A 23,399-nucleotide genomic window follows, 5' to 3' on the forward strand; every position below is an offset into this window, starting at 1 on the left:
TTAAAGTGGAGAAAATTAGATTATGTCAAGAGTAAAAAGAGGCGTAACAGCACGTGCACGTCATAAGAAAGTTTTAAAGCAAGCAAAAGGTTACTATGGTGCTCGCTCAAGAGTATATAGAGTAGCTAAACAAGCTGTAATTAAAGCGGGTCAATATGCTTATAGAGATCGTAAAGTTAAGAAAAGAACATTTAGATCTTTATGGATTGTTCGTATTAATGCTGCGGCAAGACAGTATGATATGAGCTATAGCCAATTAATTAATGGCTTGAATAAAGCTGGTGTTGAGTTGGATAGAAAAGCTTTAGCTGAACTAGCAGTATATAACAAAGATGCTTTTGCTATTGTAGTTGAAAAAGCAAAAGCTGCGTTAGCTTAGTTCTGGGTTTATATATTTATTATCTGAATTAGCTTTTTTCTATAGTAATCCTATTTTGTGAATTCTCATTATTTAACTTTTTTAAAAAGGTTTTTTTTACTACTGTTTCTTGTAGGAGGGTTAGTTTTATTTTTTTTATTTAATGGGTCTAAATATTCTTCTTTCAATGAGCTTGTAGGTATATATAAAAATTTTAAGAGTTATGTAGATCTTCACTTTACAAAAGCTATTTTCATGTTTGGATGTATTTATGTATTAACAGTTTTTTTCTCTATACCAATAAAACCAGCTTTGAAAATGTTAGCAGGTTTGTTTTTTGGCTTGTTTTTTGGTTTTTGTGTATCTATAGTATCTGCCACAACTGGTGGTATGTTAGCTTTTATGTTTATAAAATATAATTGGGGAGAAGTCTCTAACAGTTCTAAATATAAACTAATGTCTAGATTTAAGGATATGGTGGAGAGCCATCCTATTATGGTATTATTTTTAGCAAGATTGTTACCTATACCGTTTTTCGTGCCAAATATTTTAGCTGGGATTTTAAAAGTTAAAAATAGTATTTTCTTTTTTACTACTTTGCTAGGTATTGTTCCAATTACATTTATATATGTATGGATTGGTACCAATTTTAGCCAGAAGCTTACTAATAATGAAAGTTTTTTAGACAAAGAGCTTGTATTGGCTCTGAGTATTTTAGCAGTATTGACAGTGGTGCCATTTATAGTTAAAAAAATTGTTAGAAAATAAATACTATTGGTAGATAATGTAAGGATATGAGTTTGAGTGCTAGAAAATTTCAACCTTTCCATCTTTTTTAGCCATAATAACAGTATCAGCAGGCTTTAACGCAAAAATACCATTAGTGACAATTCCTGTTATTTGATTTAATTCAGTTTCTAATTTTAGAGGGTTATCAATTTTTAGGTTATGTACATCTAAGATTATATTGCCATTATCTGTAATAGTTTGCTCTCTGTAGACCGGCTGGCCACCAAGTTTTACTATTTCTCTAGCCACATAGCTTCTAGCCATGGGTATTACTTCTATTGGTAGAGGAAAGTTACCTAAAATATCAACTTTTTTTGACTCATCTATAATACATACGAATTTTTTTGCAGCAGCGACACATATTTTTTCACGTGTCAAAGCAGCTCCCCCGCCTTTAATAAGCTCTTTATGGACATTACACTCATCAGCACCATCTACGTATAAATCAATTTCCCCAGCGTAGTTAAGATCTACTACATCAAAACCTAGTTTCTTTAATTTTTCAGTAGAATCTTCGGAGCTAGACACTATGTGTGCAATTTTATTTTTATAGTTAATAAGCTCTTCTATAAGAAACTTAACTGTACTACCTGTGCCAATACCTAGGGTTATATTTGGAGTAATTAATTTAGCAGCTTCAATAGCAACAAGCTTTTTTAACTCGTCTTGATTATTTTTTTTATTAAAGAACATGTTAAAACTTTCTCTTATTAAAAACTTTGTTGAATATTATACCTATTGTTATGTAGATAATCATAAAAATCACAGCTATTAACGTTTGTAATATTACTGATTTGCACACAAAGATATAGCCAGCTACTGTATATAAACAAACAAAAGGAATAACGATCCTTAGCATAATGTTAAACATAGGAGATAGTTTTGTGTTTGTATGTTTTAGGATCTCGTAACTAAGTTTTTGTGCATCATAAATCCAACCGATGATAAAAACTTCAAAAAGGAAAATAAATACTATAAGAAGATCAAGGGCAAACATTTTTGAAAAACTAACATGTGTGAAGCCTTGAGTGATCAAGCTTATAGTAATTAGTAAAGGAATTATACTAATTGCTACTTTAATATAGAATTTGTTAGTTATTTTCGTGATGTAGACTAGAATCGAGATCATTACAATTAGATTAAATAGAATAAAAGTAGTTTCAAGCAAAATATAGACGATAAAAGAATTTTGCTTTATTAAGCTAAAGAGAGTGATTAGACACACCTCATCCATGGGTTGTAGAAAAATACCATAGTTTCCTAAAGTAGCGTATATAGACATACAAATTACTAAAGAAAATGTAATATTGCAAAACAGACTGCTAAAAGAAATAACTTTTAAATTATTAAAACTATTATCAAGAGTGTTTAGAATATTTTTATAAAGTGCTAGTGAAATAAACTTACTTAATATAGCGTAAACTAAAGCCATTACTAGCATGTTGCTTAAGGTGTTTATCTGGCTATCTGCAGTATTGAAGTTTTTAAATTCAATTAAGCTATATGGTGAGGTGTATATAACTATTAAAACAGTGGTTATAACTAGAATTAAGCCCACAAAAGCTAAGGCTTTGAAAAACTTTTTAATATGGTTTTTTGTTTTTAAAGCTAGAACTAATAGTATTGTTATATAGATAAATGTAATACCTAACGCTGCCAAGTTTAAGCTTGTACTAACATCTAAAGTATTTGTGTAAACGCTGCTGATAAGATCTGATAGGTATGTAACAGTATTGAAAAGTATTAGTGTCAGCAATATGATTACAGTACCTGTAAATAAAATACTAATAGACCTAAACTTTGAGCTACCAATGACATATTTTACTAGACTAGAGTATGTATTAATTTCTGGATGAAATTTGCCTATATAAAAAGCAACCAAATTCATTGTATAAGATAAAAGTATAGAAAATATAATATAAGCATAAAAAAACTCAAGTCCATTATATTTAAAAACAGTTGTAAAAAAGCCAAAGCTAAAGCAAGTTGCTGTTGAAATGAATCCTACTAGAAGGGAAGCGTATGTTTGTTTTATGTTCATTTACCTAACCTATAAATTAGTTTCTAGTTGCACAGTAGTTACCGCGAAATGTAATATTTTTTATTATTTTGGTATTTTTATCAATAGAAACCCAAGTAGTACACTTAAGAGCACCAAACTGTACAAATTGAGGATCTCTATTAGCCATAACTAAACTGTTAACAGCTGAACCAGCTAGAGCTGGAGTTTCTGGGTTAACAGCTGTGCGTATGTAGACATACGTTTGGATATTTGGATTAGGAGCAACGCTTATTACATTTTCAGGGTAACCAAATACTTTCATATATTGATCAATGTTTTTGCCAATCCAGGCTTTTTGCTGGTCTATGTATTTTTGTCTAGTAGCACAAGAAAAAAGACTTATAATAAATAACAATAGGAGGGTTATTTTAAAAGTATGTTTAAACATTTAAACTCCTTATTTTATAAAACCAGTTTTTTTCATGTATATTGTTAGCAAAGATATTGCTGCAGGAGTGATTCCTGGAATACGTGAAGCTTCTCCTAACGTTGTTGGCTTTTGTTCAGTAAGTTTTTGCAAGACTTCATTTGATAATCCTTTGACTTGAGAATAATCAAACTCTACTGGAATGTTCTTTTGTTCAAAAATCGATAATTTAGCAATATCTTTGTTTTGGCGTTCTATATAGCCAGAGTATTTAGCAGATATCTCAATTTGTTCAATTATAGCTTCATCGCTTAGATTTAAATTCAATTCAGGTATTTGTTGTAACTTTTTATAATCCAACTCGGGGCGTTTTAAAAGATCAAAAAGCGTACTTTCTCTGGTCATCTTTTTTTCAAGGAATTTTTCTAAATCACGTGCTTTTTGTGTTTGTGGTCCTATCCATGTATTTTGCATAAAGTTTATCTGTTCATTGATAGTGTTTTTCTTATCAATAAAAGTTTTTTGATCTTCATTATTTAGTAAACCTAATTGGCAAGCTATATCTGATAAACGTAAGTCAGCATTATCTTCACGCAATATTAGTCTATATTCAGCACGTGAAGTAAACATTCTATAAGGCTCTTTAGTACCTTTAGTTATAAGATCATCAATAAGTACACCAATATAACTATTAGCACGAGTAGGGTACCATGCTTTATCATTATCAATACTTATAGCAGCATTTATACCAGCAACTAAACCTTGAGCGCCAGCTTCTTCGTATCCAGTAGTACCATTTATTTGACCAGCAAAATATAAGTTTTTAATAAATTTAGTCTCTAACGTTGGTTTAAGATCACGAGGATCAAAAAAATCATACTCTATAGCGTACCCTGGACGCATAATAAAAGCATTTTCAAAACCTTTTATAGAGCGGATATATTCACATTGCACCTCAAATGGTAAGCTAGTAGATAAACCATTTGGATATAGTTCAATGCTCTCTAAACCTTCAGGTTCTACAAATATTTGGTGTCTTTCTTTTTCTGCAAATCTGACTACCTTGTCTTCGATAGAGGGGCAATATCTAGGCCCTATGCCTTCTATCAGCCCACCATACATGGCTGATTTATCAAGGTTATTTGTGATTATTTCATGAGTCTTTTGGTTTGTATAAGTTATATAGCATGGTATTTGCTGTGGGTGTTGTATTTTTCCTTTAGAAAAAAAAGAAAAATAAGGAGTAGGAGTATCACCATGCTGAACATCCATAACACTAAAATCAACACTTCTTTTGTCAATACGCGGAGGAGTACCAGTTTTAAGTCTATCTACCCTAAATGGTAGTGCTCTAAGACGAGCAGCTAAAGCGTTAGCCGGTTGGTCGCCTGCACGCCCACCTGATTTTGATACTTTACCAATATGAATTTTCCCGCCTAAGAATGTACCAACTGTTAAAACAACTTTTTTAGACTTAAATGTGATGCCAGTTTTAGTTATAACTCCAGAGATAATGTCATTATTTATCACAACATCATCTACAGAATCTTGAAATATATCAAGATTTTCTTGATTTGTAACAAGGGTATTTATAGCTTGTTTATAGAGAACTCTATCTGCTTGGGCACGTGTTGCTCTAACAGCAGGACCTTTACGTGAGTTAAGAATTCTAAACTGGATCCCTGCCATATCAATAGCTTTTGCCATGATGCCACCCATAGCATCTATTTCTTTAACTAGGTGACCCTTACCAATTCCACCAATAGCCGGGTTACAAGACATCTGTCCTATAGTGTCTATATTATGCGTTAGGAGTAGTGTTTTTGCTCCTGTACGAGCAGATGCAGTAGCAGCTTCAACACCAGCATGACCGCCACCAACAACTATTACATCATAAGTAGTTTTATAAATCATTTTATAAGAAAAATAGTAATATCCATATCGTCTAAATTCTACTACATTTTTATGTGAAAATAACCATTCTAGTAATATTAATTAAATTGCTTTTGCAATATAATCTATAGCAAGGTAATAAGGGTTGTATTTTGAGGTTTAAACCAGTAAATGTTAAAGGTTAGTGAGATTTACCATAAATATATTGATCAAGACCCTATAAAAATTTTTCAAGATGGAGCTATCAAGTCTGCAATTATATTTTTTATGTTTTTGATAATAGCTGCAACTTTTAATTTTGACAAAAATTTGATCGTTATCACGATTTTATTTATAGCAAATTTAGCAGCTAGCGTACTAATTGGTAATATAGAAGTAAAAAGAAAAGCATTTTTCTGGTACATAGTAAGTGCAATTTTTATTTTAAACATATCACCATATGTGCATAATGTTTTTGAAGATAACTTTATGCTGATTATAACTGTGGTTTTTTTGGGGTTTTGGGTGCGTGGATTAGGGGATACATTTACTATTTTCCCAATCATGATTGTAGTAATGGCATGTATCTGTTTTATTAGGTTTCCTCTGGCTAGGTACAATCATTTAAGTTTTACTTTAGCAGCATTATTAGTGGGAGTTGCTTTTTATATTTTACTTATTAGTCGTTATAAGCTTATTAATTCAGGGGGCATTGAAAAAATTGTTAGGGAGTTTTTTAATATTTCCGTAAAAAGCTATTTAGATACATTTGAGAAAGCAAAGTATAGAAGATTTACTCAAACTAGAGTTTTAGAGGTAAGCCATAGTAAGTTTAATAATATAATTTCATTACAGTCTCATGGGCTTATGTTTATGCGTAAGAACACTCAAGATAACTGGCGTTATTTTTGTCATAATTTAATACTATTTAATAGATTAGCAGCTAAATTTATACTGACTTATAAAAAAATAAGTTTAGGCTATATACGGCTAGGTTTTAAGGATGCTTCTGAAGCTCAGGTTTTAGCAGAAAGTTTGGAAAAAATTTTTAAACAAACTCTAGCTTTATTACTCCAATTCCAACAAGAACCTAATACTTTAGAAGAGAAGAAAAAAGAAATTGATTACCTAAAGTATAAACTTGAGATTGCTTACATTGAAAAGTATCAAAAAGACCGTCAAAAAAGGAAATTGCTTTTTGATAGTATATTGCTTTTAGATGATATATTTACTAGTTTAGAAAATATCAAAGAGGCTTATTATGATCTTATTTAAAAATAGACTTATAGATAAGCTTTCTGATACAACTTTATTGGCATATAGGGTTTTAATAGCAGCCTCATTGGGTTTGGTTGTGAGCTATGGGGTTTTTAGTTTTACTGGAGAGCATGGGTTTAAGGATAGAATCTATTGGGTTGTAATTGCAGTTATAAGTGTTGCAGCAAGTACTAGCACTAGCGTTATATATACCAGGGCGAAAGCTATTATTATATTTTCTATCCTTGGAACGTCATTAGGATCAGTTTTACTATTAGTTACCCAGAAGATTATGATAAATAACAGTATGGCTAGTTTTATAACTATAGCTGTATTTTGTGGCTTGGCTTTGACATTGTATATTTACACTATGTTTTTAAATTATGCTACAAGCGTATTTTTTATACATATATACTTGGTTATGTTTTTTGGTTTGTTTGTTGGCTGGGATCATGAACTCTTTATTGTAAGAATAGTAAGTGTAGCTATCGGTACAGTTTGTATTGTGCTTGTTACATTTTTGACTAGAGGTAAAAAGTTTTTGAATATTTTTACCAAAGAAATGTATATAACTTATGGGGAATTTAAGAAAATACTCAATAATGTTGACAGAAATGTTCCAAACCGAAAATTAATTTTTTTAGTTGAAAAAAACATACAACTCAGTGAAATGCTTGTGAATGCTAAATATGAATTTTCGTCTAATAAAAGATACTACGAGTATAAAAAAATGATATTGCTTATGGACGAACTTTTAATAAATTTGAAAACTTATCGAGCTTTATTTATTGAGCAAAAGAAACATAATAACGAGCTATATGCCGATTTGGTAGAGTATACCAATAGCCAGCTCAAAAAGAATTTTGAAAAACTAACAATTAGGTATGATAGGATTCTAATACAAAAAGATTAATCAAGTTTATAAACTTTTGCAGTTACTAATATGATTCTTCTGTAGCGTATTAAATGATAACTATCTGTTTTCTTTTTATAATAAGCTCTTGTACAGGTGACTTACTTTTTGTATCTATTTTCTTAACGAAATCAAGATATTTAGAACTAACTGGTTCGACACAATTAACAAACTTATCAGGTCCAGCTTGGATGTCATCTTTACTAAAGCAACTATAAAGTGCGTGGATCAAAGGTATGTACTTTAAATTTCCATCATATTGCCAGTCAAATTTGAAATTTTTTAACACATAAAGTAGTGACAAGTTTACCAAGGTAAATAGAGAATAAGGTTCAGATTTTATAGCACGGAATATATGTTTTTCATTACCTATGTTATTGTCTTTAAAGCAAGAGACTAAATAACTATCTACTGCTTCTAAATCGACCGCTTGGGCAATACATCGCTTTAACTCAGCCGCTCTTCTTAGACCAGTATCACCATGATGTCCTAATTTAAATTTTTTTGCATCCTCCCTACGTTCTACCGTTTTTTTATTTCTATTGCGCATTTCCCATAAAGCTTTATACCTCATTATTCCTTCAATAATTGAATCTATTAACTTACTACTTATTACATCATAATCTATGTTAATAATAATTTGTTGCGGTTGAATTACAGTTTGCTTAAAAATATTAGCTTCAGATAACAAAAATGGTCGATTAAGCTGAAGAAGTTTGGACGAAGGGACCGTTGTGTAAGTATATTTAAACTTTACACCATCTAGCATAGGTTCGCTATTTCCAGACAGAAGAGGTTCATTATTTATGAGTTTATATTGTTGTATGATTGGCGAAGTAATCTCGTTAATAACTGAAAGCAATATATATGTGTTTCCTATGAGACCTTGTTCATTAATTTCTTTCTTGTAAACATCTGCTACCTGGTGTTGGTAATCACAGGGCTTTTGAACTAGAGCTGCCATTTCAATAGGTATCACCTTATAATTACCAAAGCTAGAAACCTCGTTGTTATCTAACTGATATAATGTCCTCACCCATACAACTTTAGCATCTACTTTTAATCGTTTATGATTTTTAGTGTAGTAGTGTGGTCGTGAATTAATTGTTGAGGCAATTTCATAGCAATACATTTTTTCATTATACTCAAATTGATAAGTGTCTATGTCTATGTCATCATCAAGGGCATCGTGATGCGATCGCCTATGATCTACATGAACCGCTCTTAGTGCGGCGCTAAACAAATTGTAGTAATCTTTCAGGTAAACTGCTCCAAGAAGCTCTCCTCTGTAATCCGCCTGGATATATGTGTTATCAATTTGTGAAAAGTTCTCTCCATGTTGAAAGATACCCAAAAACTTAGAAGGGAATTCATTAGCATCCTTCATAGGGTGTGATAATTTTACTTCGGAAGAGTAATACTGAGCCACCTTTGCCTGGTTCACTAGTTTGTCTTCATCTTGAGCCACTAAATATTTGAATAAATCAGAATTATCATGTTCGTATTTAGCTATCAGTCGATATAAGCCGGACGATGGCTCAATCTTCTTTTCTCTTTCAGCAATTCTAAAGATGTTATCAAATTTTTCATCTAGTTCTGAAATCACCATACATTCGAATACATACCCTGCCCCTCTATAATTTTCATTATATTCGTCACCTTTCTGCATACCACCCATAGGTCTAAAACCGGTAAAAGCTCGCCAACAACTTTCTGATTTAGATTTATACCAGATTCTAGGTTGCCCATTGCCGCGACCCAAAATAAATTTATAGCCGTCATTTTGTATTAACATGCATTGTATATCAAATGTGCATGCTCCTATCTTGATTTGTTCTAGGGTTGGTAGTTTGTTTTCCCACCAGTCAGTTATATAAATCATATCTACCATATCCATTCATTTGGTTGCTATTATTAAATTGTGGTCATTATTGTTTTATAAATTTATATGATACATTAAAAATATGATGGTTAAATTACTATTTTATACAACAGCCGATATTAAAATTTGATAGGCTCTATCAATAATCACCTATAAATATTAGCTTTTCTAAGTCACAATTCATTATCACAAAGATCTTATCTCTTTAAGTATGGTTTGTTTTATACTTGGTAATAAAATTGATCTGATAAAACCACGTAATTTTTCGTTAATTTTACTTTGGTATATACATCTCAGAAAAACTTTGAAAAACTAACAATTAGGTATGATAGAATTTTAATACAGAAAGATTAATTAAATTTGTATCTGAATTTTAACATGTATAATAATCAAACATTTCTATTTTATGACTTAGAAACCAGTGGAATTAATAACTCTTTTGACCAGATTTTGCAATTTGCAGCTGTGAGGACCGACCTTAACTTTAATGAAGTTGAGAGATTTAACTTTTTTGTAAAATTAAACCCTGATACTACACCATCTCCAACAGCTACGATAACACATCATATATCTATAGCTCAAGCCAATTCACAGGGCGTATCAGAATATCAGGCTGTTAGAAAAATCCATAAAATAATTAATACACCAGAAACCATTAGCATAGGTTATAATACACTTGGATTTGATGATGAGTTTTTAAGGTTCGCTTTTTTTAAGAATATGTTACCTCCCTATACTCATCAGTACAAAAATGGCTGCTTTAGGGCGGATTTGTTTCCAATAGTTGCTTGTTATCATTTATTTTTTAATGAAGCTTTAGAGTGGCCTGAAACTGTAGATAAAGAAGGTGATAAAAAAGTTTCTCTAAAACTTGAGAATTTAAATACCGTAAATAATTTGTATAGTGAGGGTCGAGCTCACGATGCTATTACAGATGTTTTAGTAACGGTTGAATTAGCAAAAAAACTCAAAAAAGCTAATCCTAAAATGTGGCAGTTTTTACTAGATAGATTTAATAAGCAAAACGATGAGCAAGTTTTGAATCAGCTTGATATTGGTGTTAGTATAAATAATACGCATTACAAGCAGGCTATAGCTATAAGTGGTGCTTTTGGCTATAGCAGTAATTTCATGTCAGCTATTTTGGATTTAGGCCAGCATAGGCACTACAAAAACCAAGAAATTTTTCTACGTTTAGATAATTATTTGTTTAGTGATTTTATAGAGGAGTTTGGTAGTTTAGAGGCTGAACATTGGAGATTAACTATTGCTAAAAAGTGGGGAGATATACCAGTTATTCTACCAGCTAAAACTCGCTTTGTTGGGAAGTTACCGCAGCAAAGGCTAGATCTTATAAAAGCAAATAAAGAGTTTATAAAGGATAATCCTGAGATTTTAGTTAGTTTTGTTGAGTATGTTTTAGAGTATAAGTATCCGGAAATAGAAAATATCGATAGTGATGCAGCTATATATCAAAGTGATTTTATGACTACTGCTGATGAGAAGGGTTGTGATAAATTTCATAGTTTAGCTGTTACACAAAAAGCACAAATGTTAGATCAGTTACCTAAAAGTTATTATGATAGAGCTGTACGAATAATTGGTAGGTTGGATTTTTCTAAGTTACCAGAGAAAGCTCAATATGAGTTTCAAAAGTATTTAAATAAAATAGTGAGTTTAGAAAAAGAGGAACTTTTAGTAGATCATAAAGCTTGTAAAAGAGTAACTTTAGAAGAGATTTATAAAGAAATAGAACATTTAAGAGAAACACAAGAGCTGACAGAAGAACAACATTCTTTATTATATGAGTTAGAGGAGTATCTTTTTTAAATGGCTAAGTTTAATTTAGTTACTAAATATAGCCCCAGTGGAGATCAGCCCAAAGCAATTAAGTCGCTAGTTGAGGGTGTTAATAATGGTTTACAGCATCAAGTTTTACTTGGTGTAACAGGCTCTGGTAAAACTTATACTATGGCAAATGTAATTAATCAAACACAGAAACCATGTCTAATTTTAGCTCATAATAAAACTTTAGCTGCACAACTATATTCAGAGATGAAACAATATTTTCCAGATAGTGCCGTTGAGTATTTTGTCTCATACTATGATTATTACCAACCAGAAGCATATGTTGCTGCATCAGATACATATATTGAAAAAGACTCTTCTGTAAATGAGCATATTGAACAAATGCGCTTATCCGCAACTAAAGCTATATTAGAGCGTAATGATGTAATTATAGTTGCTACTGTATCTGCAATTTATGGTTTAGGTGATCCTGAACAGTACATGCAAATGCTTTTGCACTTAAAGGTTGGTGAAACTTTGGATATAAAAAAGGCACAAACCAAATTAGTAGAAATGCAATATTCGCGTAATGATATGGACTTTAGTCGTGGTAGCTTTCGTGTGCGTGGTGAGATACTAGATATTTTTCCAGCAGATTCTGAAAAAGACGCTATTAGGGTTGAGTTTTTTGATGATGAGATAGAAGTAATAAGTATAATAGATTCTTTAACCTCAAAAAAAATTAAACCTTTACATAGAGCAACAATATTTCCAAGTACTCACTATGTGGCTTCAAAAGAGCGTAAAGATATAGTTATAGAAGAAATTAAAAAAGAATTAAAAGAAAGAGTTAAATATTTTGAACAAGAGAGTAAATTACTTGAAGCTCAAAGGATAGAGCAAAGAACAAAATATGATATCGAGATGATTCAAGAGCTAGGCTACTGTACTGGTATTGAAAATTATTCTAGGTTGTTATCTGGACGTGATCCAGGAGACCCACCACCAACGCTTTTGGACTATTTACCAGAAAATGCTCTTGTAATAATTGATGAGTCTCACGTGACATTGCCACAGTTTGGGGGTATGCAAAAAGGTGATTTTTCACGTAAGTCAAACTTAGTAAATTATGGTTTTAGGCTTCCATCAGCGTTGGATAATCGCCCACTAAAATTTAATGAGTTTGAGAAACTACTTCCACAAACAATTTATGTATCAGCAACGCCAGCAACTTATGAGTTAGAGAGATCTCAAAATACAGTTGAGCAAGTGATTCGTCCAACAGGACTGTTAGATCCGGAAGTTTTTGTACGACCAGTGGCAATTCAAGTTGAAGATGCTTTATCTGAGATAAATAAGGCTGTAGCTAGTAATGAAAGAGTTTTGATAACTACATTGACTAAAAAAATGGCAGAGAATTTGACAGAGTATTTGTCAGAACATAACGTCAATGTAAGGTATTTGCATTCAGATATTGATACTGTTGAGCGAGTTCAAATCATCCATGATTTACGTCAAGGGATATTTGATGTGCTAGTAGGTATTAATCTTTTAAGAGAAGGATTAGATATGCCTGAAGTTGGTATATTACTTATTTTTGATGCTGATAAAGAAGGATTTCTACGTTCAGAAAAGTCTCTTATACAAACCATAGGTAGAGTTGCAAGAAATGAAAATGGTCGAGCAATACTATATGCAGATATTGTAACTAAGTCTATGAAAAAGGCTATGGATGAAACGTTACGTAGACGTAAGCTACAAGATGAGTATAATAAAAAGAACAACATTATCCCTAGAACGATCATAAAAAATATAGATGATATGTTAGATAGCTCTCCAGAAAGGCAGAAGCGAGAATATAAAAATAACAGCAGGATAAGTGTTGATGATGTTGATGTTTCGGCTATACTAGGTATAACTGAGGCTAGTAAAATTATAAAAGCTTTAGAAAAACGTATGAAAGCTCATGCAAAAGAGCTTGAGTTTGAGCAGGCTACTTTAATTAGAGACAAAATACTTAAGATAAAGCAGAGATTTATAGAGTTATGAATAATATATTATTGATGGATTATGGCAATAGAGAATAAATTAAAAAAGGATCGGCTTTTTTTACGCTTTACTTGGGTAAGATTTAAAAATTATTGGTTTAGAGCACGCAAAAGTTTATATGCCTCAATTATATTGTGTGGTTTTATTGTAGGAGTTAATTTATACCTTGGCAATATAGATTTTGTAAACCAATCATTACAGATAGCAGTAACACTTGCTTTTATACTATTTATATTTTTTTTCTTAATAACAAAAGATAATAATCCTGTAGATATCATAATATCAGGTGCCAAAGGGGAATCAGTCGTATTAAATGAGTTAAAAAAACTAGATAGTAACTATGTACTTTTTAATAGAATAGTTTTACCAGATGATAAATCTACGATAGGCAATAGAGAGTTAGATTTTCTTGTTATATCTAGAAAAGCGATATATATAGTAGAGGTTAAAAATAATCGAGGTTATATTAAGGTCGAAAATATGGCAGAGAGATGGCAAGTGGAAAAAATCTCGCAAAATAACAAAACTTATGCAAAAACTATTAAAAACCCGATTAGGCAAACTTTTGCACAAAAAAAAGTTCTACAAACCTATCTTTATAATCAAAGAATTTATATAAAAGGTATCCCTGTAGTTACTGTTGTAATATTTGCTAATCCAGAAGTGCAGTTAAGTGATAATTTTGTTGCAGAAGATGCTAATCAAGCAGTTTTATCTTTAGAAAATTTATTACCTTTTATTAACGCAAAAGAACAATATCTTGAAAAAATGCCAACTCGCTCACGTAGAAAAATTATCAAAAAGCTTGAGAAAAAATAAATGATTAACAATAGACCAATAGGGGTTTTTGATTCTGGGATAGGGGGTTTAACAGTTGTTAGAAGCCTTATGGATATGCTGCCAAATGAAAATATAATCTATTTTGGGGATATTGCAAGAATCCCTTATGGCACAAAATCTCGGGCAACTATTCAAAGATTTGCAGCTCAAACAGCTAAGTTTTTAATTGATCAAGAAGTTAAGGCTATTGTTATTGCTTGTAATACTATTTCTGCTATCGCTAAAGATACTGTGAAACAAATAGCTGGTGATATACCAGTTATAGATATAATAAGTGCAGGTGTAAGTTTAGTAGCAGACTTAAGTAATGTTGGTGTAATAGCCACACCTGCTACGATAAATAGTAACGCTTATGCGTTAGAGATTCATAAGCTTAATCCTAAGGCTGAAGTTTACTCTAAAGCCTGTGGCCTATTTGTGCCAATGATTGAGGAGGGTTTTATAAATGGTGAAATTGTAACTTTAGTAGCTAAACAGTATCTAGAGTATTTTCATGATAAATCTCTAGAGGTTTTGATACTTGGTTGTACGCATTATCCTATTATCAAAGACAATATTGCTATTGAATTGAACCCTGTAAAACTTATAGATCCTTCGCTACAGGCTAGCAAAATGCTTGAAGATTCGTTAAAACAAAATAACTTGCTAAACCAAAAGCAATCTAAGCCAGAATATAAATTTTATGTGACTGATATACCTATAAAATTTAAAGCTATAGGTGAGATGTTTTTACAAACTCAAATGGAGCATTTAGAGATAGTTAACCTTGATGGCTATTAACAATTTTGCTAAATTTGTAGTTTCTTTTTCACTAGCTGAACAGTTGCTAAACGCAAATGTGCTTTAAAAAACAATCGTAAACATAAAAATTCGCAGCTTTTTTATTGTGTACAGGATTAATGTCTAAAACTTCACGTTTACTGTTTTTGTCTTTTTTCTATTTGTGGTAATATTTCTATTGAAGGTATGTAAGTTTTCTTTTTATGGGTAAGTAATGAAAAATAATAAATTTTATCAAAATATTCGTTTAGCTATCTTTGATGTTGATGGCGTTATGACTGATGGAAAAATAATATTGTCAAATGATGGTAACGAAACAAAGTTATTTGACGTTAAAGATGGCTTAGGTTTGGTTTTGTTACAAAAAGTTGGTATAAAAATAGCAATAATTACTGGTAAGGAATCACAAATAGTTATTAACAGGTTTACAAGCTTGGGTGTTGATATAGAGGATATATTTCAAGGACAAAAAAATAAAGTTAGTGCCTACCAGGCCTTAAAGGAAAAGTATCAGCTAGATGACTGTAACGTAGCTTATATGGGTGATGATCTTCCTGATATAGTCCTTATGAAGCAAGCTGGTATTTCAGCAGCACCATCAAACTGTATAGATTTAGTTAAAAACTACTCTGATTACGTTTGTCAGAATAAGGGTGGCACTGGCGCTGTTAGAGAGTTTTGTGAATATATATTAAAGCATCTTGGTTGCTACAATGAGGTTATTGAAAATTACATTGAAAATGGTGGCATGAAATAAAAATATGAAGTTTTTTACTAAATATTCGCTGCTTGTTAATGTGTTTGCGATAGTGATTGTGGTTTTTAGTACAATATTTATTTATTCTGAAGCAGTTCAGGGCGGTAGCGATCCTAAAAAATTTTCACCTTCAAGTAGCGTTGAATTAACAGCATTTAACTTTCATTATAATAATTATAACGATGATGGTAAACTAACTACAAATTTTATTACTGAAAAACTAGAACAATATGTCAATCAAGATATTAAAATGACCAATTTAATAGAAACTAGTTATGATGAGAAAACAGGCGATGAGACTTGGAGAGTAAAAGCGCCTAAAGGTTTTTCACAGAAAAAAGATAATAATGAGTTGATACATTTATTTGACGGAGTTAATGCTATTTTGTTTACAAAAAATCAGCAAGCAGATTCAGGGGAAAGTTCTGCTAAACAGACACCAGATGCAGATGGTAAATATCTACCAAATAAAATATATATAAAATCATCAGAAATGTACTATGATACAGAAACACATGATTATTATAATGATAAATTTGTCAAAGTGTATGATCCTGACACGGAAAATAATACCACAGGTATAGGAATAGTTGGAAACTCAGATACTAAGGTTATTAATTTTAAGAAAGACGTAAGGAGTTACTATGCGTCAAGCTAGGATCGTACTAGTAGCTCTAGGAGTTTTAGGTATTTTCTTGTCTGGTTATAGTGATTCTTCTAGCTCAGCAGATAATGGTTTACATTCAAGTTCTAATCAAAATATACCTTTTCAAGAAGGTAGCGTAGCAGTAGCAGATGAAAAAGAAGATACAAGTGCTGATAATATTCTCAAAGAATATGGTCCTCTTACAATATGTGCTGATAAAGCTACCTACGATAGCAATAAAGAAACTCTTACATATTATGGAGATGTTTTTGTAATCCAAATTCATAATAAGCACATTTTATGTAAGAAGCCTAAAACTACCAAATCTACCAAAACAAATATGGTTTATTTTACTAGGAATAAATCAATTCCTTTTAAAGAATTACAACAACAATGGTTTGAGCAAGCAAAAGAGCTATGTGCAGATGAGCAGGGGTGTAATTTCATATCAGGTCAAAAACTTGTTATGGAACTAGATAAAAACCGTAAAGTTCAAACTCTTACTATGGAATCAATGGATGGTGAATTATCTCAATTTTATACCTTCCCAACTAATTCAGATCAAGCTTACCAAAAAAGTAAAAAGCTAACCAAAGGACCACTAAATGGGGTAGCTAGAAAGATTATTTATAACATCGTTAAAAAGAATCTTGAGCTTTTTGAAAATGCTGTAATTAACCAGAATGAAAACCACTATAAGGGTAGAGAAATTAATTATGATATGGAGCATGATCTTGTAGCTATTCCTGGTAGTAAAGATAGACGTTCTAAAATAATCTTAGATGGTGTTCAGAGTGAAACTAAGATTGATACAGGGTTAAAACCTATTAGTGAATATAACAAGAATAAAAAAGTCAGTAGTGGTAGTATAGTTAAAACTTCTAGTTTTGACGATTCAGAAAATATTCTGTCATAAGCAGAAGGATATGAGATTAGGAATGGAAAAATATACTTTAGAAGCTAAAAGATTAGGTAAAAAGTACGGCTCAAGGTGGGTTGTAAATAACGTTTCAATGAAAGTTTCAACAGGTGAAATTGTAGGTTTGTTGGGACCAAATGGTGCTGGTAAAACAACATCTTTTTATATGATAGTTGGCCTTGTATCTGCAACTCGTGGCAAAGTTCGTATGGGTAAAGAAGATGTCACTAAGATGCCTATCCATCTACGTGCAAGAAAAGGGCTTGGCTACTTACCACAAGAGGCATCTGTTTTTAGGAAGCTTAGTGTTGAGGATAATATAGTAGCTATCCTTGAAACAAGAAAAGAGCTGACAAGAGATCAGATTAATGAAAATTTGAATTCTCTTTTGGATGAATTCAGTATTCAGCATATTCGTAAAAGCTTAGGTATGAGTCTCTCTGGAGGTGAAAGAAGACGTGTTGAGATAGCTAGAGCTTTAGCTATGGATCCGAAATTTATTCTGTTGGATGAACCATTTGCTGGTGTTGATCCTGTTTCAGTGATTGAAATTAAGGAAGTTATCAGACATCTAAAAGATAGAGGTATAGGAGTACTTATAACGGATCATAACGTACGAGAGACATTAGATATTTGTGAACGAGCTTATATTGTAAATGCTGGGAATATGCTAGCATCAGGTACGCCAGAGGAAGTACTAGCAGATGAAACTGTAAGAAAAGTATATTTAGGAGAAGATTTTAAACTATAGATAAAAATGGTAAAAGAAATAGATACTTCTAAATCAAAAGTGATTTGCGTCGGTAGAAATTATGTAGAACATATCCAAGAATTAAATAATGAGATTCCAGATAATCCCGTTATTTTTATAAAGCCAAATTCTAGCGTAGCTAGATCATTAAAACTACTTTCTGGTAGAGAGTTACACTACGAATGTGAAATAGTATTTGCTTTTGATGGTAAATCTCAAATTAAAGCAGTAGGGCTGGGATTAGATATAACTGATAGAAATTTGCAGTCAAAACTTAAATCAAAAGGCCTACCTTGGGAGTTGGCTAAAAGTTTTGATGGTAGTGCAGTGATTAGCGATTTTGTGGAAATTGGAGCGCTACATATTCCTTTTTTAAGTTTTAAGGCATACAAAAATAATCAACTAATCCAAGAGGGTAGTTATGATTTAATGATTTATAAACCAAATCAGGTAATTAACTTTCTAAAGGATAATAACATTTCTATATGTGAAAATGATTTACTTATGACTGGTACACCTAAAGGTGTTGGAGTTATAAATTATAACGATAAATTTAAGTTAGAACTATTTTGTAAAGATAGCATTATTCTAGAGGCATTTTTTAAATAAAAATACGGTGGTAAAATGTGGGCAATTGTTGGTAGTAGTGGATTTGAAAGTTTCGATAGTTTTGAAATTATAGAAGAGTTATCTAGAGAAACTCCTTTTGGTTTGTGCTCAAATGGATTATTTAAAGTAAAAATAGACAAGCAAGAAGCTTTATTTTTAAACAGAACAGGGCTTGAGCAAAATATTTTACCACATCAAATTAACTATAAAGCTAATATCTATGCACTAAAAAAATATGGTGCAACCTCTATAATAGCGCTTTCTTCGGTGAGAAGTTTAAGAGATGAGTTAAAGCCAGGAGATATGGTAATCCCATACCAATTTATAGATAGAACAAAATCTTTACGTGATTTTACATTTTGTGATCAAGGTTTACTTAATTATGTTTCTCTTTCAAGGCCAATAACTGAAAGCATAGCCGAAGAAATTAGAGAAAGAAAAGCAGATTTTGATTTTACTATACATTTCAAGCAAAGCTATGTTTGTATAGAAGGGCCTCAGTTTCCAACAATTATAGATGCTAAATGTTTTCAAAGTATGGGTGGTGGTGTAATAGGTATGACAGCTTACCCAGAGTTTGCATTAGCAAGAGAGGCTGGTTTAAATTATATTTGTTGTAATTTCATAGTTGATTATGTTCCTTGGTCTTATGACGTTAGGAATGAATATAACGTTTTAGAAATAAGACAAACAAATAACACAAAAGCTGAAAGTATAATTAAATGGTTGGTTAAAAACTTATCTTTTTATTCTGAAAATGATTGTCATGAGCTTGGAATAGCTAGATATTTATCTACTCCTTTAGATACACTGCCTCCAAACAAAAGGGCTTGGCTAAAAGTTATTGCTAAAGATAACTCTAAACATGAAAAAGCTCTTGAAGCCGAAATTTTTAAGAAAGTTCCTGATTTGTATGGTGGAATCAAAACAATACCTGCCAAAATGCAAGATCTACTAACTTTCATAAGTAAATATGATAGAGATGGAAATCGTAGAGACATTGAATCAACAAGAAAGGCGGCAGCTTCACTTAACTTATATAGTTACCAAAAGCTAGAAGTTAAGAAAGTAGAGGATCTCCAAATTACTCATAACGATGGACATAATATACCAGTTAGGCTCTATAACCCTGATCCTAGTAAAAAACTTCAGGCAATAGTATTTTCACATGGAGGCGGGTTTGTTTCAGGAACTTTGGACTCTTTTGATGCATTTTGTAGAAAGGTTGCAATAACTACAAATAGGGTGGTTTTTTCTGTAGACTATAGACTTGCTCCTGAACATAAGTTTCCAGCAGGGCTAAATGATGTAGAATTTATTGCTGAGTATGTTTACAACCAGGCAAAAAATTTTGGAGTTTCTAAAAAAGAATTTACACTAATGGGTGATAGTGCAGGAGCTAATTTATCTATCCTTGCAACCTATAACCTATTAAAAGATAATAAAATCAAAATTGCTAATAATATTATTTTGTATCCATCTGTTGATTTATCACATATGCCAACTAAATCGTTAGAAGATTTCGCTAGTGGTTATATACTAACTAAAGCCAAAACCATGTGGTATTCAGAGTTATATGTACCAGATAACGTTGATAAACAGTCTCCTAAAATCTCGCCATTTTATATCAAAAAATTAGAAGGTATGCCACGCACTTTAGTTATAACAGCTGGGTTTGATCCACTAAAAGATGAAGGTCTACTTTTTGCAGAGAGACTTATACGACACAATGTAGAAGTACAGCATTACCATTTTGATAGTTTGGTACATGGGTTTATTAACTTTTCAAAGCTTATTCCAAATGAGATGGATATTTTACATACAAGAATAACTAAATTTCTTAAATAAAAAATGAAGAATTATGTTTTACAAATTGAATACTTTGGAAAAAATTATTGTGGTTGGCAACGACAATCGCATTCATCAACTATACAAGAGGAATTAGAAAAAGCCTTATCAAAGGTAGCTAACCATAATATAGAAACTATATGTGCTGGTCGGACTGATACGGGGGTTCATGCAAGCTCACAAGTTGTTAATTTTTTATCTGATGCAGATAGGTCTCTACAAGCGTGGCAACGAGGAGTAAATGCATTGTTACCTCAAGATATAAAAATTTTGCAGATAAAAGAAGTAGAATTAAATTTTAATGCGAGATTTTCAGCTATAAATAGGACTTATAATTATGTGATTTATAATGCGCCTATAAGCTCCCCATTGTTTACCGAGCACACTTTATGGGAAAATAGACCTTTAGATATACAAAAAATGAATCAAGCTTGTAAATACTTACTTGGTGAGCAAGATTTTAGTTCATTTAGGTCTTCTCAGTGTCAATCAAATACAGCTTTTAGAAATATTAAAAAGGCAGAGTTTGTAAAATTTGGTAATTTTATAATTTTTGAAGTAATAGGAAATGCTTTTTTGCATCACATGATTAGAAATTTGGTAGGGTCTTTAATCAAGGTTGGATTAGGTTTTAGAAACCCAAGTTGGATAAATGATTTATTAATAGCTAAAGATCGTACTCAAGCAGGGCAAACAGCTAAAGCTCAAGGACTTTATTTTGTTGGGGTTGAGTATCCGGAATTTAGGTTTAATCGTTCTGTTTTAGATATGTTTTGTGTATAGACTTTTATATATTACAGAATATACTTACTTAGATCCTTATCTTTAACTAATTTACCTAATTTCTCATTAACGTACTCAGTAGTTATACTGATGGTCTTATCAGTTAATTCTGGCGCGTCAAAGGAAATTTCTTCAAGTAGTTTTTCCATTACAGTATGTAAACGTCTAGCCCCGATATTTTCAATTTCTTCGTTGACTCTGTATGAAATCTCAGCAATTTTTTGAATAGCATTATCATCAAAAGTCAGCTCAACACCTTCTGTTTTCATTAAAGCAATATATTGCTTAAGTATTGAACAATCTGGCTCTTTAAGAATTCTAACAAAGTCATTTATCTCAAGAGATTTCAATTCTACTCTTATAGGTAATCTACCTTGAAGCTCAGGAATTAAATCAGAAGGTTTTGATACATGAAATGCTCCTGAAGCGATAAATAAAATATGATCTGTTTTTATCATTCCGTATTTTGTTGATACAGTAGAGCCTTCAACAAGTGGTAAAAGGTCACGTTGTACACCTTCGCGAGAGACATCAGCACCATAAGTATTCGATTTTTTACAAACTTTATCTATCTCATCAAGAAAAACAATACCATTTTGTTCTACAGATTCCAAAGCGCGAGCTTTTATATCTTCTTCGTTAATTAGCTTAGCAGCTTCTTCATCCTTTACTAGTTTGATAGCGTCTTTTATTTTCATTTTTTTATTTTTCTTTTTGTCACTACTTAAGCTAGAAAATAAATCTTGAATTTGACTTGTCATATCTTCCATACCTGGAGGTCCCATTACTCCAATAGCTTTTGGAGCAGCCGCTATTTCTATTTCAATTTCTTTATCATCAAGTTCACCATTTTGAATTTTTTTTCTAAAAATTTCGCGGGTTTTGTTTTCTTTTTCTTTCTTAGAAGCTGAATCTTCAGCAGGCTCATTAGCAAAGCCAATCTTTGACTCAGTTGGTCTAGCTGGTGGGATTAGTACATCAAGAATTCTATCTTCAGCCAATTTAGAAGCTTTTTCAATAATTTTATTTTTAGCTTCTTCACGCTTCATTTTTACAGCCATTTCTACTAAATCACGGATTATAGATTCAACGTCTTTACCAACATAACCAACTTCAGTAAATTTAGTAGCTTCAACTTTAATAAATGGAGCATCAGCTAATTTAGCGAGTCTACGAGCTATCTCTGTTTTACCAACACCGGTAGGTCCGATCATTAAAATATTTTTTGGAGTTACTTCTTGACGCATTTCACTATCTAGCTGCATTCTACGCCATCTATTACGTAAAGCTATAGCAACGGCTTTTTTTGCATCATTTTGACCAATTATGTGTCTTTCTAATTCTTGTACGATTGTCTTTGGAGTCATTATTTGCGTCATAATGTATTAACTATCCTTTTTGTTATCTAAACTTTCTATCGTGAAATTATGGTTTGTGTAAATACAAGTATCTGCTGCAATAGTTAAGCTTTTTTTGACTATTTCTTCAGCTGTTAAATTTGTGTTTTCAACAAGAGCAGTTGCTGCAGAACGAGCGTAACTTGACCCTGATCCGATAGATATTATATCATTTTTATCTGCTGCCATCACATCCCCAACTCCAGATATCAGTAGTGATAATTTTTCATCTGCTACGATAATCATAGCTTCTAGTTTACTAAGCATTCTATCTAGACGCCATTCACGTACCATTTCTACCGCAGCACGCTCAAGATTTCCTTGATAAAATTCTAATTTTTGTTCAAATTTTTCAAATAATGTAAATGCATCAGCAGTAGAGCCAGCAAAACCTGTAAGAACTTTACCGCCATTTAGTTTTCTTACTTTTACAATATTATCTTTTGCTATAGAGTTGCCTAAAGTTGCTTGACCATCTCCTCCTATAACTACCTTATCTCCTCTTCTAACACATAAGATAGTAGTTCCTTTCATTTTTTCCATAATTGACACACCTTCTTTAGTGGTTTATAAATTTAAAAATATGTTATTAATTTAATATAACTAGATTGGGACTAGTTATGTTTTTTACAAGCTTTTTTAATATTATTTTTTATATTTGTTCGAAAGTAATACAAAGGGTGTATTTTTATGATATATTTTAGCTGGTTTTTGTTTATTTTTGTTTAACTT

General features: G+C 31.6%; 22 protein-coding genes. 15 read left to right on the plus strand and 7 right to left on the minus strand.

Annotation, left to right across the window (positions count from 1 at the left end; genetic code table 11):
* Positions 1-22 precede the first annotated feature (22 nt).
* Together rplT and E3E15_RS02660 are read left to right on the plus strand one after the other, a co-directional pair.
* Positions 23-379, plus strand: a complete 357-nt coding sequence (gene rplT, locus E3E15_RS02655) for a 50S ribosomal protein L20 (protein WP_035718651.1) — start codon at positions 23-25, stop codon at positions 377-379.
* A 102-nt stretch (positions 380-481) separates the two neighbouring features.
* Complete coding sequence (locus tag E3E15_RS02660; protein ID WP_245313680.1) at positions 482-1,126, plus strand: TVP38/TMEM64 family protein; 645 nt, start codon at positions 482-484, stop codon at positions 1,124-1,126.
* Positions 1,127-1,165: 39 nt separating this feature from the next.
* Here the strand turns inward: E3E15_RS02660 and rpiA are convergent, their stop codons facing one another.
* From rpiA to mnmG, 4 genes are read right to left on the minus strand one after another with little or no spacing between them, the layout of a single operon-like run.
* The gene (gene rpiA / locus E3E15_RS02665; protein ID WP_172106483.1) at positions 1,166-1,840 is read right to left on the minus strand and encodes a ribose-5-phosphate isomerase RpiA; all 675 of its coding nucleotides are present in this window, start codon (positions 1,838-1,840) and stop codon (positions 1,166-1,168) included.
* 1 nt (position 1,841) lies between these two features.
* The gene (locus E3E15_RS02670; protein WP_172106484.1) at positions 1,842-3,188 is read right to left on the minus strand and encodes a hypothetical protein; all 1,347 of its coding nucleotides are present in this window, start codon (positions 3,186-3,188) and stop codon (positions 1,842-1,844) included.
* A 16-nt stretch (positions 3,189-3,204) separates the two neighbouring features.
* Entirely contained in the window at positions 3,205-3,597 is a 393-nt protein-coding gene (locus E3E15_RS02675) for a hypothetical protein (RefSeq protein WP_035718658.1), read from the minus strand.
* 9 nt (positions 3,598-3,606) lie between these two features.
* The gene (gene mnmG / locus E3E15_RS02680) at positions 3,607-5,490 is read right to left on the minus strand and encodes a tRNA uridine-5-carboxymethylaminomethyl(34) synthesis enzyme MnmG (protein WP_172106485.1); all 1,884 of its coding nucleotides are present in this window, start codon (positions 5,488-5,490) and stop codon (positions 3,607-3,609) included.
* A gap of 150 nt (positions 5,491-5,640) precedes the next feature.
* Between mnmG and E3E15_RS02685 the strand changes: the two genes are divergently transcribed.
* Complete coding sequence (locus E3E15_RS02685) at positions 5,641-6,723, plus strand: hypothetical protein (RefSeq protein ID WP_172106486.1); 1,083 nt, start codon at positions 5,641-5,643, stop codon at positions 6,721-6,723.
* Positions 6,710-7,618, plus strand: coding sequence for an FUSC family protein (locus E3E15_RS02690; RefSeq protein WP_035718663.1), 909 nt, complete (start codon positions 6,710-6,712; stop codon positions 7,616-7,618). The genes E3E15_RS02685 and E3E15_RS02690 overlap by 14 nt, the downstream gene beginning before the upstream one ends.
* Positions 7,619-7,667: 49 nt before the next feature.
* Here the strand turns inward: E3E15_RS02690 and E3E15_RS02695 are convergent, their stop codons facing one another.
* Positions 7,668-9,500: a hypothetical protein gene (locus E3E15_RS02695; RefSeq protein ID WP_172106487.1), complete on the minus strand. Its 1,833-nt coding sequence runs from the start codon at positions 9,498-9,500 to the stop codon at positions 7,668-7,670.
* Between the two features lie 378 nt (positions 9,501-9,878).
* Between E3E15_RS02695 and E3E15_RS02700 the strand changes: the two genes are divergently transcribed.
* From E3E15_RS02700 to truA, 11 genes are all read left to right on the plus strand, one after another.
* Positions 9,879-11,330 (plus strand): exodeoxyribonuclease I, encoded by a 1,452-nt coding sequence (locus E3E15_RS02700; protein ID WP_172106488.1) that lies wholly within the window; start codon positions 9,879-9,881, stop codon positions 11,328-11,330.
* Positions 11,331-13,337 (plus strand): excinuclease ABC subunit UvrB, encoded by a 2,007-nt coding sequence (gene uvrB, locus E3E15_RS02705; protein ID WP_172106489.1) that lies wholly within the window; start codon positions 11,331-11,333, stop codon positions 13,335-13,337.
* A gap of 21 nt (positions 13,338-13,358) precedes the next feature.
* On the plus strand, positions 13,359-14,156 hold the full coding sequence (locus E3E15_RS02710; protein ID WP_172106490.1) for a nuclease-related domain-containing protein: 798 nt from the start codon (positions 13,359-13,361) through the stop codon (positions 14,154-14,156).
* On the plus strand, positions 14,157-14,957 hold the full coding sequence (gene murI / locus E3E15_RS02715) for a glutamate racemase (protein ID WP_035718677.1): 801 nt from the start codon (positions 14,157-14,159) through the stop codon (positions 14,955-14,957). It begins immediately after the preceding gene.
* A gap of 214 nt (positions 14,958-15,171) precedes the next feature.
* The gene (locus E3E15_RS02720) at positions 15,172-15,714 is read left to right on the plus strand and encodes a KdsC family phosphatase (RefSeq protein WP_172106491.1); all 543 of its coding nucleotides are present in this window, start codon (positions 15,172-15,174) and stop codon (positions 15,712-15,714) included.
* Between the two features lie 4 nt (positions 15,715-15,718).
* Positions 15,719-16,372 (plus strand): LPS export ABC transporter periplasmic protein LptC, encoded by a 654-nt coding sequence (gene lptC, locus E3E15_RS02725; protein WP_172106492.1) that lies wholly within the window; start codon positions 15,719-15,721, stop codon positions 16,370-16,372.
* Positions 16,359-17,276, plus strand: a complete 918-nt coding sequence (locus tag E3E15_RS02730) for an LptA/OstA family protein (RefSeq protein ID WP_172106493.1) — start codon at positions 16,359-16,361, stop codon at positions 17,274-17,276. The genes lptC and E3E15_RS02730 overlap by 14 nt, the downstream gene beginning before the upstream one ends.
* 22 nt (positions 17,277-17,298) lie before the next feature.
* On the plus strand, positions 17,299-18,030 hold the full coding sequence (gene lptB, locus E3E15_RS02735) for an LPS export ABC transporter ATP-binding protein (RefSeq protein ID WP_035718833.1): 732 nt from the start codon (positions 17,299-17,301) through the stop codon (positions 18,028-18,030).
* 6 nt (positions 18,031-18,036) lie between these two features.
* Positions 18,037-18,639: a fumarylacetoacetate hydrolase family protein gene (locus E3E15_RS02740; protein ID WP_172106494.1), complete on the plus strand. Its 603-nt coding sequence runs from the start codon at positions 18,037-18,039 to the stop codon at positions 18,637-18,639.
* Positions 18,640-18,654: 15 nt separating this feature from the next.
* The gene (locus tag E3E15_RS02745; protein ID WP_172106495.1) at positions 18,655-20,487 is read left to right on the plus strand and encodes an alpha/beta hydrolase fold domain-containing protein; all 1,833 of its coding nucleotides are present in this window, start codon (positions 18,655-18,657) and stop codon (positions 20,485-20,487) included.
* 3 nt (positions 20,488-20,490) lie between these two features.
* A complete protein-coding gene (gene truA / locus E3E15_RS02750; RefSeq protein ID WP_172106496.1) occupies positions 20,491-21,270 on the plus strand; it encodes a tRNA pseudouridine(38-40) synthase TruA in 780 nt (259 codons plus the stop codon).
* A gap of 11 nt (positions 21,271-21,281) precedes the next feature.
* Here the strand turns inward: truA and hslU are convergent, their stop codons facing one another.
* Both hslU and hslV read right to left on the minus strand, forming a co-directional pair.
* Positions 21,282-22,649 carry an ATP-dependent protease ATPase subunit HslU gene (hslU, locus tag E3E15_RS02755; RefSeq protein WP_172106497.1) on the minus strand — a complete coding sequence of 456 codons (1,368 nt, stop codon included), beginning with the start codon at positions 22,647-22,649 and terminating at the stop codon, positions 21,282-21,284.
* Positions 22,650-22,655: 6 nt separating this feature from the next.
* The gene (gene hslV, locus E3E15_RS02760; protein WP_172106498.1) at positions 22,656-23,210 is read right to left on the minus strand and encodes an ATP-dependent protease subunit HslV; all 555 of its coding nucleotides are present in this window, start codon (positions 23,208-23,210) and stop codon (positions 22,656-22,658) included.
* Positions 23,211-23,399 lie beyond the last annotated feature (189 nt).

It is taken from the genome of Allofrancisella frigidaquae, assembly GCF_012222825.1.
Classification (GTDB): domain Bacteria; phylum Pseudomonadota; class Gammaproteobacteria; order Francisellales; family Francisellaceae; genus Francisella; species Francisella frigidaquae.